The following is a 14,162-nucleotide window of genomic DNA, read 5'->3' as shown; positions in this document are numbered from 1 at the left end:
TGCGGCCGTTTAAAGCGACACCCTCCCTTTGCCAAAAAGCCGAGCGGTATCGAGGGCTTTACATTGCCAGCGACGTGGTGCAGACTTCGCTCCCCGAAAGTTCAATTGCGGTTTCTCGACGACCCGATGGCCTTGTTTCCTCTCGTCGCGCGTAAGGCGCTAGACATGTTGTCCTCCTCTTCCAACCGTGTCCTTACCTCGATGCTGAATCGCCTCGTTTTCGTATCCATTCTTGGACTGACCCTTGCCCTTCCGGCCTCCGCTCAGTTCAAGCCGCTTGACCTGTCAAACGTTGAAGTTCCGGAAGACGTCGCGCTCGTGCTGAGCGAGAATTTCGGCGCGCCGCCGGACCTTCATCAGGCCGGCGTGCGATTCGCGCAGGCAAGCGTGGCCGCTGCGCGCAGCGCCCTCGAAACGCACACATACAACGCGGGCCTGGCGCACCTGCAAGCTGAGGCTCAAAGTTGTGTTCTGGCGAAGCTGCAGAGGCTCCGCCCGGAGACAACAGAAGCTGACCTCTCCGCGCTTACGCACGCGCTTTATGCAGAACGCGCGCTGTTCGACGGCATGGTCGCGGCAGACGAACTCGCCAAGGACCAGCCCAACCTGGTGGACTACGACGAGTCAGTCGCCTGCAGGGAGGCGGGCGTAGAGGACGCGCTGCCGTACGGCTTCCGCAAAATCAAGCGCGCGGGCAGCTGACCCCCGCGAGCTGACCATTTTTTGACAAAGAAAAAGCCTGCCAGAGAAATCTGGACAGGCTTTTGAATCAGGGCGCTGAGGTCCTAAGGTTTATCGATGAGACTCGCGATAACTGCGACGTCCTGCGGGTCATGCAATACAGCCACATGCGTGCCGACCAGCTTGACGACATGCGCGGCGCTTTGCTCGATGGCAGGCTCCAGCTGACTTTCGCGACTGATGGTGCCATCGCTCGCGTTCAGGTCATCAGCAACCGTGGTGACGTACACGAGTGTGTGCGGCGCCTTCAGCTTGTCCTTCCACATGGCCTGAAGCGTGTCGCTGCCCGGCGTCAAATCATGCCAGCTCGCCGCCGGGTGGGGTGCAAGATACGTCCCCCACGGCGCCGCCCAGTTGCCGTCAAAGGGCGTCGCGATGGTCACGAAGTTGTCGACCGTCAGCGCATCTTCGACTGTTTTGACGATGTGCCATGCCACCAGACCGCCGAGGCTATGCGCGACGACGCGGATGTGGCTGATGCCATTTTCCCGTGCGAGCTTGACGATGTCATACGCGAGGCGCTGACCGCTGTATGCGACCGGATTGCCGGATGCGTAGTACACGAACCAGGCTTGCTGGCGCGTATGGTCAAGCCTGCCCGCAATATCCAGAAAGTCGCGCGGGGACGCGTTGGCGCCGTGAACAAACACGACGACCTCCTTGTCCCGGCTGACCGGCTCGCTCAGAAATACGCCGTAATTGGCGAATGCTGGCGCGTCAGTCATGCCGGCGTTTGCAACGGCCGGACTGAAACGCGTGTCATGCGCAACATCAACGACTTCAGCTGCGAAAACAGACTGCGTGAAAGCAAGAAGAATGACGAGTGCCCATTTCATATCGATACTCCAAAAAGTGTGTGGTCCTAGCCCGTCTAGGAACCGGCACCGAAGCTGGAGTACTGAAATGGCAAACCGTCGGACGTCTCTTCTCCATCCAAGGGATATCGGCAAGAAAACTGAAGACTTTAGGGCGAGCGGCGCCGGTGTATTGCGGCGCGCTCCTGAAGGTCGCTTGCTACACCTCCGAAGAAAAGGGGACACCGCCACATGAATTACCTCTTGCCGCAGTTCGAGGTCTGGGAGTTGCCCGGCGGTCCGGCGCGCGGACTGCGCATCACGACTGACTGCGTGGTGCCGTTCGCATCTTCGGCTTTACTCAAAGTTTCGGTCGACGCTACCGGCGTGGTGACGTTCGAAGACAGCGGTTCCGGCGACACGCTCGGCCTGGCTGAGCCGCTCGATGCGAGCGCTCTCGAGGTATTCGCGGTTTGCGCTGCGCTCTACCAACCCGTCTTGCTCTCGGAGATGTACCTGCCGCGCGCGCCCGCACAGCCTGAAGTACGGACCTGGCTTGCAATGGTTGCGTAGGGCCCGAGGTAGGTTACCGGGGCCGGGCTCTATACTTGGTTGAGGACTCTCCCTCGGTCTCTCGCGCGTTACGCGCTAAGAAAGGACATATTTAGAATGGCCACAACCGACAACGACGCTCTGTTCAATTACCAGCTCTTGGGCCGCTTACAACAGGACTGTGAGTACTACCTGGGCCACGGTAACCGGGCCAAAAAGCACCTCTGGGCTGGTGATGAAGCTGAGCAAATCGCAAAAATGAAAGAGATTTACGAAGGTCTGCCCGAAAAACCGGAGTGGATTACGCTTGAGAAAATTTCCCAGTACGAAGCAGCAATGATTGTGACCCAGTAGCTGCGCCCTTCTACCCTCCAAGCTCAGGCTTCGGAGGGTTTTCTTTGGCGCTCAAGCGCAGTTTCTCTACACGAGGAATACCCCGACCGCCCTTGACCAATGCCATCCACTCCCTCTCAACTGGAAAACTCCCGAAGCTCCGAGCGTCTCCTGGCGGTGGCGGGCGACGCCGACCTGTCGCAGCGTTCCTCTCACCTTGATTGGTCCGCCGACAAGGTCGTGGCGTCTTTTCTGAAGAGCGACGGGGCCGAGCGGTTCAGCAACTACCCCGCTGCGCCGGCCCCAACCTCGTCCACTCCGTTCTATCGCCTTGACGACGCTAGCGAGGTGGCAAACCCTGAACTGGCGAACCTTAAGCAGACGACCGTGGAACTCGTCCGGGCAGGCTTCATTGACCAGAAAGATATCGATGGGTTGTCCGCACGCCTGCAAGATACCCACGAGGTGACGCCGGCCGACAAGCGGCACGAGGAAGCGGCGCAGGCGACCACAACCTCGGCGCACAACGCGTTGACCGCAGCTGAGGCAAAAGTTCATGCAACGTTGACCATCTCCGGCTACGTGGACGTCGCCCGGGCTATCAACATGAATGAAGAACAGACCTCAGAGATTGCGGCCGACGCGCTTGGCGAGAAAGGAGCGTTGAAAGCGGCCTTTCTGCACGAACTCGGACACGCAACGCTACCCGCCGACAAGCTCATGAAGGAGGTCTTCGACTCCGTGAAGGAAAGCGGGCAACACCTCCCCGCTGCGGAGGCCGCTCGCCTCCGCGCAGCAACGGAGCCGCACTCCCGCGCCGATGACCTCAGCACCCTCGTCAAAGAGATGTATGCGGACGCGTTCTCCACATCCGCAACGTACGTCGTCAGCGGTACGAAAGACGCGGAAAAGGTAATTGGCGCGTTTCAGGATGCACGCGCCCGCGAATACGGCCAGACTCTCAGCGCGGTTCATGCCGAGCATGGCAGTGACACCTTTGTCGAGAACCACCACACGACAGAGATGCTCAATATCCTCGACCAGAAATTCAAGAGCGGGGAGGCCCAGAAAGCGATTGATTCGGGCCACGCCCATGAAATGCTCATCGATGTCGTGGCCAAGGGCTATGTGCGGGAGTATGAGAACACCCGGTTCAGTGACCTGAACGTCCACCATATCGAGAACGGAAAGCTCGAGTCCGGATTACCTCAAGGCGTCACCCGGGAGCAGGTCCTGCTGGAGGACGCTCGGCACCCTATGGCAGGGCCGGAAATGAGTGCGATGACCGTGCTGGTGCCGACGGAAACCGTAAAGGGCATGGACGGCAAGGGTGTGCAATTCGCCAGTCCCGAACAGCACGATGGCCTGCGGGTGGTGTACCCCGCGCACGCAACGGAAAACATTCCCGGCTTCAGCCTCGTCTCGCCCGGCGGTCTGAACTTCACAGTTGAGGACAAGGCCTCGCACGCGACTCTCGAAGCATTTCAGGGAAGCTCGGGCGTGGCCCGCTATCTCGACATTCATACCCTCGCGAAGGCGGACATCGGTGAGAGTCGCCCCGGCGGCGATACACCGGCCGCCGACCGAGGCTCCGACAAAGGGGCGGAGCGCCGCGAGGAATCGGCAGACGCGCACGCGCGGGAAGCGAAGTCGGCGGCCCGCGAGCAAGCGGCAATGGAGCCCAGCATGTGATGGCTCGGGACTTGGTCCCTGCCGGCAAACCTGGCGGGAGGACCAGCAGTAGTCGAATCGGCAAGATACGATGACACTATCCTGTCGACGATTGCAAAAAAGAAACTATACTGTCTACTTCAACGAAAGCATAGTATCATTAATGCGTTAAACGACAGGATAGTGTCATGTCCACCCCTGCCAGTATCGGGACCGCGATTCGCGCCGCCCGCGAGCAAAAGCATATGTCCGCGCGAGAGCTGCTGGAGCGCACCGGGCTGAGCCACGTGACCCTCCGAGAGCTCGAGAACGGTCTCGGCAACTCGAGGCTGTCAACTTTGCTCGCCGTATGCGATGCGCTCGGGTTAGAGGTCGTCCTGACGCCTCGCGAAGTTTCGGGCCTCATCGAAGGCGACGACTCGCAACGGCCGACTGAGCTGTCCGAACTTCTTCAGAAAACACGCGCCGAGGGGCTGAATTACGCTGACTCGCGTCGCAAACGGGATACTCCGAAGTGAGCACTGTCCGGTCCTTGCGCATCAAGATGGGCGCCGTCGATGTTGGTTCGCTCTTCGCCCTCGATGACGGGCGCGTCTATTTCCGATTCGACGACGCCTACGCAATGAGGGCTGACGCCGAGCGTCCGGTGCTCTCGCAGTCCTACGAGGCGAGTTCGCCCGAGGCGACGCGCCGCCAGTTGCTTGACATAGCGCTGGCCGCCAATCGTGGCAACGGGCGCGGCGCCCTGCCACCCTTCTTCGAAAATCTGTTGCCGGAGGGGCGGCTGCGCAAGCATCTGGTCGAGCTGTCCGGTGTGGACCCGGCCGACAGCCTCGGCCTGCTGGCCTATTGCGGCCTGGACCTGCCGGGCAACGTCCAGGCGATTTCAGAAGAACTCTCCACCCCGGAGCTGGGCCGTCTGCTTGGGCAAGGCCAGGATAGCTTCGAGATGAGTTCGGGCCAGCTTCCAACGCCGCAGGGAGAGTCCATCTCAGGCGTTCAGCCCAAGGTGGCGCTGGTGCGCGACGCGGGTGGCCGATACGTGATGCGCTCAAAAAATGGCGATGGCCATTTTATCGGGAAGCTGCCGACCGGCGACTACCTGCAGCTTCCTGAGGTCGAGCACGCGTCGTTGAGTCTTGCGCGCGCCGCCGGGGTGACCACCTGCGAGCACGAGTTGCTACCGCTTACCGCCATCGCGGACCGCCTGCCGTTTGAGCTGCGCTCGGACGCGAGCAAGTTTCTTCTGGTTCACCGGTTCGACCGGGATGCCGACTCCGCTAACGGCCGGCGCCACGCCGAGGACTTCGCGCAGGTGACGTCGACCCAGCCCGAGGAAAAGTATTCGCTCAGCTATGCCGAGGTGGGCGCGGCCCTCCTCGCGCGCTCCGCACGCCGCGAAGCCGACGTTTATGAACTCGTGCGTCGCATCACTGTGAACGAGCTCCTCGGCAATCCGGACGCGCACCTGAAGAACTACGGGTTTCTCTACCCAACGCCGCGCACGGCTGTCCTCTCCCCGGCTTATGACATCGTCGCCTACAGCGCGTACATGCGCTACAAGGGTCATGGCCTCGCGCTCGTGCCGGGTGAGCATAAGCACCGACTGCTGCGTCCCATCGTCCTGCGAATTTGGGCAAATCTCTGGGGCCTGCCAGAGCGCACGTTGCAGAACACCGTATCCGAGACACTCGAAGCGGCAATGACTGAATGGCCGAAACTGCTCCCCGACCTTGAGCTTTTGCCTGAGCATCGGGAGCGGTTGTGGGCCTACGTCCAGGAAAGCGCGCTGGGTGCAAAGTGGCTCGAAAAGCGGGCGCGCGCCGCCAGGAGAAAGAGCGCAGAGTGAGTCCGGCTTCTTCTTTCTCGCTCGTTAGGTCAGTCGCCAAACAGGAACAATAATGCTAAAAATCGCTTTCTGTATCACCGCCCTCATGGCTGCGCCCGTAGCTTTCGCTTCTGGCCCGAATCCGCTAAACCCCCGCACCGAATCGGCGGAACCAGGGGTCGTGCTCGAAGGGCCGTGCCCCTCCGGTTCGGTCATGATTGCGATGCGCTATGAGGATGACCTGGACAAGATTCCCGTCCAGTCCTTCGCAGCGCAGCCGCATGTCCAACGGTGCCTCAAGGCCGACGAGAAACTGAACGTCAAGCCGCACGCTCGCGTCCGCCTGGGCCGCGATGCCTCTGGCGAGTTCCCGGTGCTGCGGCTTGAGCGCAGCCCGTCATAGGCCGCGTCTAGACGCTTAGGGCTGTCGCCTGAGACACCTTCATTCGAAATGCGCCACGAGTCATTGACGACCCGCGCGCTTTTGTCTCTCGTAGCGCCGCCTCGCCGCGATTCGCTATAGACGATAGCCATACAGGCTACCAGGCCACTTACGGAGAAGGAAAATTGAAGGTACACATCAAACCGCTTTGGGCCGTCTACGGGCCCGTCGGACATCCTGCCGCCGCAGTGCAGGACACGGGCACCGACAAAGAGGAGCTTGCGCGAAAAATGCATCGTCACCTGTCGCACTACCGCGCGCAGGGACGCATCCCCTCAATGTTTTTCGATGAAAACCTTTCGCTGGAGAAACAGGGATACCATCTGCTGCCAGTCGTGCATGGCGAAATCGACGATGCCCTTATCTGCGGGCTTCCTGTGCCGCGCTGTTACCAGCCGGCAGCGGCAGGCGAACGCGGTCGAAAGATATCGGAGCTCAAGGGCTTGGCACCCAGCTACAACGATTTGAGCAAGATTGAAGTCTGGAAGGAAGGCGAAGTACCCGAAGGTTCATCAGAGCCGTGCGACCACGATTTTGGACTCGAAACGTATGCACTGGCGTTCCGAAACGAATCGGGAAAAGTATTTCAGGAAAACGAAGAATTCGACTACCGCCACGGCGCGTACTTCAACCACATGACCTGCACCCGCTGCGGCGCCGTGCACGCTATGCCGCAAGACGACTGATTTGCAAAGCGCCCAATAGCAATCTGGGCGCTTTTTTTCGCTAAGCCTCCTGCGGTTGCGCGCTCCCAAATGCCCCTTCAAAGATGGGCAATAGCTCACAAGCGCGATGCATCAGTTCGTTGCGCACATACGGTGCTGCACCGGGTGCGTACACCCCCAGCAGTCGGGCAAACACCGTCAGGTCCTGCGTAAAGCCCGGGCCGTTGGGGTACTCGTATTGAGCCTCAAGCCATTGAAGCGCATCCGATTCCGTGCACTCTGCACTGATGCGCACGAAGTCCATCAAGTGCCGCGTAGCCCCGCTGGCGGCGACCAGTCGCTCATCATAGATATCCGGAATCGTTTGCTGCAGACAGAGAACGCCTCCTTCCAGCACGGCAAGATACGGATACGGTTTGTCGTCGACGTCAACGTCAGCGGCATTGCCAATGTATTGGGCGAAATATAGGGAGCCTGGGACGAGGCTGCGTGTCGACGCATCGTTCGGGAGGCCCGCGTGAAGTTCAGACGGTTCGTGTGTCATGTCGAAGTCTCCTCAGTCAGTGGCTCTCTTGAAGGAACGCGCTTTAGTCGGGATGTCCAGACTGCTTATGAGTAGCTTTTGGTGCGGGTTTCTTCTTGTCCGCCGCCGGCGGCTGGGCTGGACCCATCTCGCCTTCCAGAATCCACTGTCGCTCTGTGGCTGAAACCGATTTAATGGACAGGGTGCCGGTGCCCCACAAGCCCCTAAAAGAACCGCTGCCACCCGTAACACGCCACGTTCCGGTGTAAAGCGGTGCACTCGAGGGGCCCCGCCCGTCTTTATCGGCCTCCCTCGTGTGCGTGCGCAGGTAAAGGACGTCCTTGGCGCTGCGTGAAATCACAAGGTACCCGTGCGCCCGGTCTTGCACCGTACGACCCACGACAACCTCGTGAAAGCCCCAATCCTGAGCTGTCGCGCCCGCGAGTGCCCCGGGACTGACCACTCTCCCCGACTGCCTTACCAGCGCCACATGTCGCCCGCTTCCGTCGGCGAAATCAAGCTGCGCGACGTCGTTAGGCAAACCTGCCACGGGCTTTTGCCCGTCGATACGCAGCTCCGCCTGAAAGGACTCCGCGCGCGCCGCCGTGCTGGCAGCGGCCGCGCAAGTGCCCGCCACGATAAGTGTCGCGGCGAAAAAAGAGAAGTGACGCATTGGGTCCTTGTCGAAAAAAGGTGTATGCGTCGATATAGGAACCGAATTTTGTGCATGCCAGCGTGGGCGGCCGAGCGCGAGATTGCACCCAACAGCCGCGCCCGGCGTACCGGCGACCTCTGCATCCCGAGCGAGAACCTAAACCCAATTCCGCATAACGAGCGCCTCGCCACGGAGGTAGTACCACGGGGGCTGTCGAAGCGACCAAGTGGTTGACCGTTGAGCTTCCTATACCACTAGGAACCTCCGCAACATTCAAAGGTAGCTCTAGAACTGCTGCCGCGAATATCGACCAGGATGTCCGCAACTCGCGGGCGTCGACAAAGGACAAGACGATGGAATTCGAAACCCAACTGAAGCAGGATTACGCAGCTTACTGCACCAAATGCGAGGAGCAAAAGCGTCAGCCCTTGCCGTACGAGAGCTGGATGCCGATTATGGTGCGGTCAGGACACTCGAATACGCCGAGCACTCCGGAACGCCCCTTCATCGTGCGGGAGTCGCTGCCTTATGCGCCGGCCATTATGGATATGCTTGAGCAACCTGCCCACGATATCTATTTCCGGGGGATGGGCTGCTCGTGGAGCGGGAGAACCGATGAGGCCGTGAAGTACTCGGCCGAAGAGGTGCTCGAAGTTATCGCGACGCTGCAGGCGCGCAACTCAAGCGCCAAGCTCCGGATTGTCAATACCGAGCGGCGCGGACAGATTGGTCGCCTGTATCGGCAGACTGTGGAGGACGAAGATGCTAAGGGAACGGCGCGTGGCGATGCGAAGCACAAAGCTCGTGTTGCCGTGTTGAGCGCGTTCGGCGAAGAGTTTTAGGCCACCGGGTCCCCCGCACAACCCAGGGCTGCAGTAGCATGCTCCTGACGAAAAGCCCTTTCTGTGGTCAGGGTGTCCGGCTACTTTGAGGGGAAAATTCGTGATTCAAACTCCGCCCAGTCTCTGGACTGCGCGGAGTTTTCTTTTTCGGGTTCCACTGGGTCGAAGCTCCTCTCAAGCCCACAAAGCGGGTCCAAGCCACCATTGATACACGAAGCTCCACTCGGCCGTGTCCGGCCTCGGTCGGGGGATGGCATCCAGCGGCACGCCTGCGCGCAAAAAAGTACGCTCCGCGTGCGGCGTCAGGACGTCGGCGAGTTCGCCATTGCAGTGCGGACAGCGGTATCGAAAAGTGTACCTGTCCGCGCGCTCCCGCGTGGCAACCTTCTCCGCTTCAGGACAGTGCTCGTTGATGTAGGCAACCGCCGCATTGAGCCAAGCTGGTGCGTCTTTCCGGAACGGCCGGGTTGCAACGGTCCACAGTAGGGGTCGAAGACCGGCGAACGGCGCCGTCACTGAGAACGAAACTGGCAGAAGAACCGGTTCTCCGCAGCTGCAGATTACAGGGTTCTTGACCCGCAGCCGCACATCGACCGTGCCGAGCTTGGTGACAGGTGCCCAATGCAACTGTTTGCCAAGCGCGCCGATGACGAAATCCCGAAGCGGTACCCAATGGCCGACGTGGGGCGCAACGCTCGAGCTGTACTTCTGCGCCGGCGGCGTGACGCGCACCTCGAGCACACCCTCCTCGTCCCTTATCTGGAACGCGGGCACCCTGTCCGTCACGTCATACCGCGCCTTGCGGAAGAGCCAGAGGCCGCGAACACCGGCCTCGCGATACCGCTCCTGGCGTTGGCATGTGTCGGCCCAGGTCTGCGGACTGAGCTGAGCCTCAAATGCGACCCTCGCGCCGCCGTGTATGGCCAACACATCAGCCTTCCACATCGACACGTTCTCGATGCCTCCAACAACCTCGGTGTCGGCGCTCCAGCCGGCATCCCGCGCCGCCAGCACCACCTCATTCTTGATGCGCAGGTGCAGTTCAGTCTCTTCTGCGTTGTAGCAGCCGCCCAACCCGCTCTGGTGATAGAAGTGAGGAAGACCGGAGCGCGAGACCCGGAGTCCAACAATGCCGTCACAACAAGGAAAACGGAGGTGGCGGCGCGCGCGCTGTTCAACGCGCAACGCCTCGAACGCTTCCCGACCGAAGTCAATGGAAAAAATCGCTTCGCCGTTCTCGTCAAGACACTTCAGCGGCATCTACCGACCCAACTGGAAGTTCGCGGACGACCAGTGAACCACAAAGCACGAACCTCTGACTAGAAAACCGACGCAGCCCGGGGCGAAGCGCTTTACGTTGTTAGTGCTATTTGCTAGTATATGGCATATAGCCCACATCCCGTTACCCTCCCCCTCCACCCAACAAGAATCCAACCGGGAACGACCGCAAGATGACGCCGACATACGACGAACTCACCAAGCTGCTCGAGCGCTACCAAAGCGCGGCGCGCGACGTCATGAACTCGGGTGGCAAGCTCGGGGGTGAATCGCTCCTGGCAGTTTGGGGCGATACTCGCCGCGCACTCGAACAGCTGCCGGACGACCTGGACGAAGTCACTCCGGACAGCGACGCCAAGCCTGCAACCGTTGCTTCACGCACGGGGGATTGCAGCCCGCCGCTCGAAGGCAATGGCAAGGAAACTGTTTATAGAGATGCAATCTCGTCGCAGTGTGTGAAGGCTGGACGATTCCGGCCGGCGTGAGGAAAACTCTCGAAGCCATGAAAACACCAATTTTCCATATCAAGAACCTTGTCAGTGGCCGGTTAGTAAAGGACGCCATCACCGGCAAGAGGCTCGAGTTCGCCGACAAAGCCGAGGCAGAAAGCTACGCGCGTTCGATGCAGGCACTGGCGATTAGTCACCCGAAGCCCGCGAAGTTCGTTGTGGTTGAAGCCTGAACCCCTTTACCTTTTCGAGGAACGAAATGACAATCGCCGATGCACTGCACCAGACGAAATTGCTGGACACAGCTGGCCAGCCCCTCGAAGTAGGCGCGATGTACTGCTGCGTGAACGTCCGGATGGACGCTGATGGGCAAGAGTACGACCGCTACGACAACCTCATCCGCTACGCCGGCGGCGCGCGCTACGTGTTCCTTGATGCGGACACTCTGGAAGAGGTCTGGTACGACTTCGACAAGCTCGCACGTCAGGCTGCGCCAATCATCGCTCTTGACGAGGCAGCATGAGCCGAACCCAGCAAGCCTTGGCATGGCTGACAGACCACCCAACGGAGACGCCTTACGCGGCGGCGCTCAGGTTCAAGCTGTCGCCCTCCGTGGTCTATCGCGCGCTTAGCCAGCAGGCGGCTACCAAAGACCGTCGATGCCCGTGCTGTGGGCAAGTGGTGCCCAGCGGCACGGTCGTCCGACCCACAGACGAAGGCGGGCCGAAAGGGGTGTAGGCGGTCGACGCAGGGCCGGTCACCCTCAAGAGAACGTTCATCCCCCTCAAGCTCACGTCGCTCTCGTTCGATTCCCATTGCGTCTTCGGCTTGAACGCCTTTTGACATCGTGCCGGCAGACAGGCTCTTGCCTCATCAAGTCTTCATCGACGGGGCGACAGGCTCGCCCTCCGCGTCCTCCGCCACGGCTTCGTCAGTGACCAAAGCCTTGACAACCTTCAGCGAATGGCATGTAAAGCCACGAAAACGTCCAGAAGCCCCGTATTGTAAAGGCTCGCATGCTATTATAAGAGCACCAACTTAATGCATATCGCCGCCCTGCGACCTTAGATAGCCCCGTGGAAATAAAACTTAGCACCCTCGAAGCCCGCTTGTTGGATAAAGCAGTTACCTCGACAGCCGCGAAATTCGGGCTGAGCGCCACTTACCTGACCCCTGCCGAGAAAGCGGGTTGCCGGCGCCTGGTCAGAAAAGGCTTAATGACCAATGTCATGGACACCTTCTATCAAGCCAACGAGGCCGGCCGGTCTCATGCCCGCAGCATCCGGACACCGGGATAAGCCATCCAGTTCGGTTGCTCGCACGATAGCCGCTTTTATAACCTTCGCCGATGACCAATCACATCAAAGCTTGCGCATTTTGCGACGGGTTACCCGAGCTTGTCCAAACCCCGGACGTCGCCGTCATCACGTGCACAGCTTGCGGGGCTTCGGGACCAACCCGACGCACTGCGGCCGAAGCCATCGCCGGCTGGAATCGACGCTCGCCGGCCATGGTTTCCCGCCTGAGGGAACCGCCGAACTACAGCCCCGAAATCCTCGAACTGGCACGCCAAGCCCTGGAAGCGCAGAGAAGCGACACCCGGACCGACGAAGATATAGCGCGCGATGGCGCCGACTTCATCTGCGCGACCGAGTTAGACATCCAGCCGACGCCGAAAAATCGCGCCGCCATTCCGCCGTTCATTGGCGACCGGCCAGCAACGAGTCCATCGCTGGTCGCCGCGCTCGACATCGACGACTCGCAGCGTCTCGACTGGTTTATCGGGAGCGGCAGAGGTGTTGTCCAGCGTGACGGCAAGTACCGTTTCCACGGATTTATCGAGCAGGGTTATCACGCCACCATCCGCGCGGCCATCGACGCCGCAATGACAGCCGAACGGGCCATGGCACAAGCATCGGAGAAGACCACTTGAACACACCAATCGTTACTGAAATTCACATCGAGCGGTGTAGGGCGTTGCTCGAATTTCTTGAGCAGCAGCTGCAAGCTGACGCGGCCGAGGCGTTGCGCGCGCTCGTTGCTGCGGCTAAGCCTACTCCCGAAACGCCCCTCGAAGCGCCTCAGGACTGGAAACAAGCCGATGGCCTGCTTTACACGGTCCGCGACGGCGCCAACTGGAATGAAATTAGTGTGACTCAGGCGAATGGTAGTCGCGCGACTGCGGCGAGGACGGAGCGAGCAACGGAGCTCCTCGCGATGCTTTCGTCCCACGCCCGAGTCCGTGAGGCCACCTCTCGCCGGCCGGACGCCCATCTCGTTTCCCGCTGTCGGGAACTCATCGAGCTCGCCGAGGCGGGCGAATCGCCACAGGAAGCCATTCGCGCGCTCGCAGCGACCTATGACGCGCGCATCGACGACTCGGAGCGCCGCAAGATGGCCATCTCCCAGACGTATCACGATGCGATGCGGGCGGTGCTCGATGCGTATGACCGCGAAGGTCAGCCTGCCTGTGTGGGCGAGCCGTATGCGCCGCGCTTTGATGAGGAAGCCTTCCAACGGTTGACTGCCAATGGAGAAGTCGCCTGGGCCGATGTTGAAGACCCCGCACAGTGGGTCCGCGACTTGCGCGCGGGCGACGAGTCCTCGTGCTCCGGGCTCCCCGCCGACGCTCCCGAGCGTCAGGCACCGATGTCGCTCACGTGCGTGTGGGAAAACTTCCCTGGCTACCTCATCGACCACTGCGAAGGTGAGGTCATCAGCGAAGAGTTTCTTCAGCACGCACTGGCTGCGATGCTCAAGAACGAGCAATACGCACCCCGTGGGACGCTCACGCGCGATGCGTCCGCTGCTGCCCGTGCCTCGTTGGAGGACGCCGCTGCACTCGACGACCCGCTGTCCGCAAGCGAGGTCGAAACCGATGCGATGCGAGACGCGTTCGAGGAGTCCGCTTTCTATTTCAACGGCGAATCGCCGGTTCGCCGCATCGAAGACTGGGCGGTGTGGCGAGATGCATGGAAGGCCGCCCGCCGGAGCACGCGGGTAGAACCGATTGGTTACATCGACCGCCGAGAGATTCCGCGTCTATCGAATTACAAGGCAACAATTTGGCCGGGCGTCAACGAAATTGATGCAGTGCCCGTGTACCTAAAGCCCTGCTCCGTGCCGGCCAGCTCAACGGGCGCGCGCTTCTCGCCCGCACAGGTGAACGCCGGTGTTGCAGCCCTGTACCTCGGCGTGCACGACGGCCTGGACGAGCAAGCTCTCGTCAAAGCTATCGCTGGCGATATGCGCGAAACAGAGGGGACTGCTACGCCGCAAGCCCGCTGCTGATAACCAGGAAAAGCCCGTTGAAGCGAACGTTGGTCGCAACAAGGGGCTTTCGGATTCAGGCTCGACGGGGCTGATAGCCGCTCCCTGCGAGGGGCTGC

Annotated in this window: 18 protein-coding genes; 14 read left to right on the top strand and 4 right to left on the bottom strand. The window is 60.7% G+C overall.

All coding sequences use genetic code 11. From position 1 onward, the window contains the following. The first annotated feature begins 105 nt into the window (after positions 1–105). Positions 106–702, top strand: coding sequence for a hypothetical protein (locus F6X40_RS09420; RefSeq protein WP_187627554.1), 597 nt, complete (start codon positions 106–108; stop codon positions 700–702). An 83-nt stretch (positions 703–785) separates the two neighbouring features. On the opposite strand, the gene F6X40_RS09415 is transcribed toward F6X40_RS09420, so the two are convergent. After that, the gene (locus F6X40_RS09415; protein WP_187627553.1) at positions 786–1,691 is read right to left on the bottom strand and encodes an esterase/lipase family protein; all 906 of its coding nucleotides are present in this window, start codon (positions 1,689–1,691) and stop codon (positions 786–788) included. Between the two features lie 96 nt (positions 1,692–1,787). On the opposite strand from F6X40_RS09415, the gene F6X40_RS09410 reads away from it, so the two are divergent. The 7 genes from F6X40_RS09410 to F6X40_RS09380 all read left to right on the top strand — a co-directional run bounded on the left by F6X40_RS09410 (position 1,788) and on the right by F6X40_RS09380 (position 7,047). Continuing rightward, positions 1,788–2,108 (top strand): hypothetical protein, encoded by a 321-nt coding sequence (locus F6X40_RS09410; protein WP_187627552.1) that lies wholly within the window; start codon positions 1,788–1,790, stop codon positions 2,106–2,108. A 96-nt stretch (positions 2,109–2,204) separates the two neighbouring features. Next, the gene (locus tag F6X40_RS09405) at positions 2,205–2,441 is read left to right on the top strand and encodes an LPD11 domain-containing protein (protein WP_187627551.1); all 237 of its coding nucleotides are present in this window, start codon (positions 2,205–2,207) and stop codon (positions 2,439–2,441) included. Between the two features lie 99 nt (positions 2,442–2,540). After that, positions 2,541–4,112, top strand: a complete 1,572-nt coding sequence (locus F6X40_RS09400) for a hypothetical protein (protein ID WP_187627550.1) — start codon at positions 2,541–2,543, stop codon at positions 4,110–4,112. Between the two features lie 167 nt (positions 4,113–4,279). Continuing rightward, positions 4,280–4,609 (top strand): helix-turn-helix domain-containing protein, encoded by a 330-nt coding sequence (locus F6X40_RS09395; protein ID WP_187627549.1) that lies wholly within the window; start codon positions 4,280–4,282, stop codon positions 4,607–4,609. A gap of 14 nt (positions 4,610–4,623) precedes the next feature. Further along, positions 4,624–5,940 (top strand): type II toxin-antitoxin system HipA family toxin, encoded by a 1,317-nt coding sequence (locus tag F6X40_RS09390; protein WP_262421412.1) that lies wholly within the window; start codon positions 4,624–4,626, stop codon positions 5,938–5,940. A gap of 52 nt (positions 5,941–5,992) precedes the next feature. Next, positions 5,993–6,322, top strand: coding sequence for a hypothetical protein (locus F6X40_RS09385; RefSeq protein WP_187627547.1), 330 nt, complete (start codon positions 5,993–5,995; stop codon positions 6,320–6,322). Positions 6,323–6,486: 164 nt separating this feature from the next. Next, positions 6,487–7,047 (top strand): hypothetical protein, encoded by a 561-nt coding sequence (locus tag F6X40_RS09380; protein ID WP_187627546.1) that lies wholly within the window; start codon positions 6,487–6,489, stop codon positions 7,045–7,047. Between the two features lie 40 nt (positions 7,048–7,087). Here the strand turns inward: F6X40_RS09380 and F6X40_RS09375 are convergent, their stop codons facing one another. Beyond that, positions 7,088–7,570, bottom strand: a complete 483-nt coding sequence (locus F6X40_RS09375) for a hypothetical protein (RefSeq protein WP_187627545.1) — start codon at positions 7,568–7,570, stop codon at positions 7,088–7,090. Positions 7,571–7,613: 43 nt separating this feature from the next. After that, the gene (locus F6X40_RS09370) at positions 7,614–8,222 is read right to left on the bottom strand and encodes a hypothetical protein (protein WP_187627544.1); all 609 of its coding nucleotides are present in this window, start codon (positions 8,220–8,222) and stop codon (positions 7,614–7,616) included. A 335-nt stretch (positions 8,223–8,557) separates the two neighbouring features. On the opposite strand from F6X40_RS09370, the gene F6X40_RS09365 reads away from it, so the two are divergent. Continuing rightward, complete coding sequence (locus F6X40_RS09365; protein ID WP_187627543.1) at positions 8,558–9,046, top strand: hypothetical protein; 489 nt, start codon at positions 8,558–8,560, stop codon at positions 9,044–9,046. A 174-nt stretch (positions 9,047–9,220) separates the two neighbouring features. On the opposite strand, the gene F6X40_RS09360 is transcribed toward F6X40_RS09365, so the two are convergent. Then, positions 9,221–10,306: a hypothetical protein gene (locus tag F6X40_RS09360; RefSeq protein ID WP_187627542.1), complete on the bottom strand. Its 1,086-nt coding sequence runs from the start codon at positions 10,304–10,306 to the stop codon at positions 9,221–9,223. 191 nt (positions 10,307–10,497) lie between these two features. Here F6X40_RS09360 and F6X40_RS09355 point away from each other — a divergent pair, with 191 nt between their 5' ends. From F6X40_RS09355 to F6X40_RS09335, 5 genes are all read left to right on the top strand, one after another. Continuing rightward, positions 10,498–10,809 (top strand): hypothetical protein, encoded by a 312-nt coding sequence (locus F6X40_RS09355; protein WP_187627541.1) that lies wholly within the window; start codon positions 10,498–10,500, stop codon positions 10,807–10,809. 17 nt (positions 10,810–10,826) lie between these two features. Further along, the gene (locus tag F6X40_RS09350; RefSeq protein ID WP_187627540.1) at positions 10,827–11,006 is read left to right on the top strand and encodes a hypothetical protein; all 180 of its coding nucleotides are present in this window, start codon (positions 10,827–10,829) and stop codon (positions 11,004–11,006) included. 26 nt (positions 11,007–11,032) lie between these two features. Further along, a complete protein-coding gene (locus F6X40_RS09345; RefSeq protein WP_187627539.1) occupies positions 11,033–11,296 on the top strand; it encodes a hypothetical protein in 264 nt (87 codons plus the stop codon). 825 nt (positions 11,297–12,121) lie between these two features. Continuing rightward, complete coding sequence (locus F6X40_RS09340; RefSeq protein ID WP_187627538.1) at positions 12,122–12,706, top strand: Lar family restriction alleviation protein; 585 nt, start codon at positions 12,122–12,124, stop codon at positions 12,704–12,706. After that, positions 12,703–14,064 carry a hypothetical protein gene (locus F6X40_RS09335; RefSeq protein WP_187627537.1) on the top strand — a complete coding sequence of 454 codons (1,362 nt, stop codon included), beginning with the start codon at positions 12,703–12,705 and terminating at the stop codon, positions 14,062–14,064. The genes F6X40_RS09340 and F6X40_RS09335 overlap by 4 nt, the downstream gene beginning before the upstream one ends. Positions 14,065–14,162: the final 98 nt, after the last annotated feature.

The sequence above is a fragment of the Paraburkholderia sp. UCT31 genome (assembly GCF_014397655.1).
Classification (GTDB): domain Bacteria; phylum Pseudomonadota; class Gammaproteobacteria; order Burkholderiales; family Burkholderiaceae; genus Paraburkholderia; species Paraburkholderia tuberum.
This window is presented reverse-complemented; position numbering and strand designations above follow the sequence as displayed.

Excerpts from the sequence above, each read along its gene's own strand:
- F6X40_RS09410 (WP_187627552.1), top strand. The coding sequence starts at position 1,788 with ATGAATTACCTCTTGCCGCAGTTCGAGGTCTGGGAGTTGCCCGGCGGT.
- F6X40_RS09405 (WP_187627551.1), top strand. The coding sequence starts at position 2,205 with ATGGCCACAACCGACAACGACGCTCTGTTCAATTACCAGCTCTTGGGC.
- F6X40_RS09400 (WP_187627550.1), top strand. The coding sequence starts at position 2,541 with ATGCCATCCACTCCCTCTCAACTGGAAAACTCCCGAAGCTCCGAGCGT.
- F6X40_RS09395 (WP_187627549.1), top strand. The coding sequence starts at position 4,280 with ATGTCCACCCCTGCCAGTATCGGGACCGCGATTCGCGCCGCCCGCGAG.
- F6X40_RS09385 (WP_187627547.1), top strand. The coding sequence starts at position 5,993 with ATGCTAAAAATCGCTTTCTGTATCACCGCCCTCATGGCTGCGCCCGTA.
- F6X40_RS09375 (WP_187627545.1), bottom strand. The coding sequence starts at position 7,570 with ATGACACACGAACCGTCTGAACTTCACGCGGGCCTCCCGAACGATGCG.
- F6X40_RS09370 (WP_187627544.1), bottom strand. The coding sequence starts at position 8,222 with ATGCGTCACTTCTCTTTTTTCGCCGCGACACTTATCGTGGCGGGCACT.
- F6X40_RS09365 (WP_187627543.1), top strand. The coding sequence starts at position 8,558 with ATGGAATTCGAAACCCAACTGAAGCAGGATTACGCAGCTTACTGCACC.
- F6X40_RS09360 (WP_187627542.1), bottom strand. The coding sequence starts at position 10,306 with ATGCCGCTGAAGTGTCTTGACGAGAACGGCGAAGCGATTTTTTCCATT.
- F6X40_RS09355 (WP_187627541.1), top strand. The coding sequence starts at position 10,498 with ATGACGCCGACATACGACGAACTCACCAAGCTGCTCGAGCGCTACCAA.
- F6X40_RS09350 (WP_187627540.1), top strand. The coding sequence starts at position 10,827 with ATGAAAACACCAATTTTCCATATCAAGAACCTTGTCAGTGGCCGGTTA.
- F6X40_RS09345 (WP_187627539.1), top strand. The coding sequence starts at position 11,033 with ATGACAATCGCCGATGCACTGCACCAGACGAAATTGCTGGACACAGCT.
- F6X40_RS09340 (WP_187627538.1), top strand. The coding sequence starts at position 12,122 with ATGACCAATCACATCAAAGCTTGCGCATTTTGCGACGGGTTACCCGAG.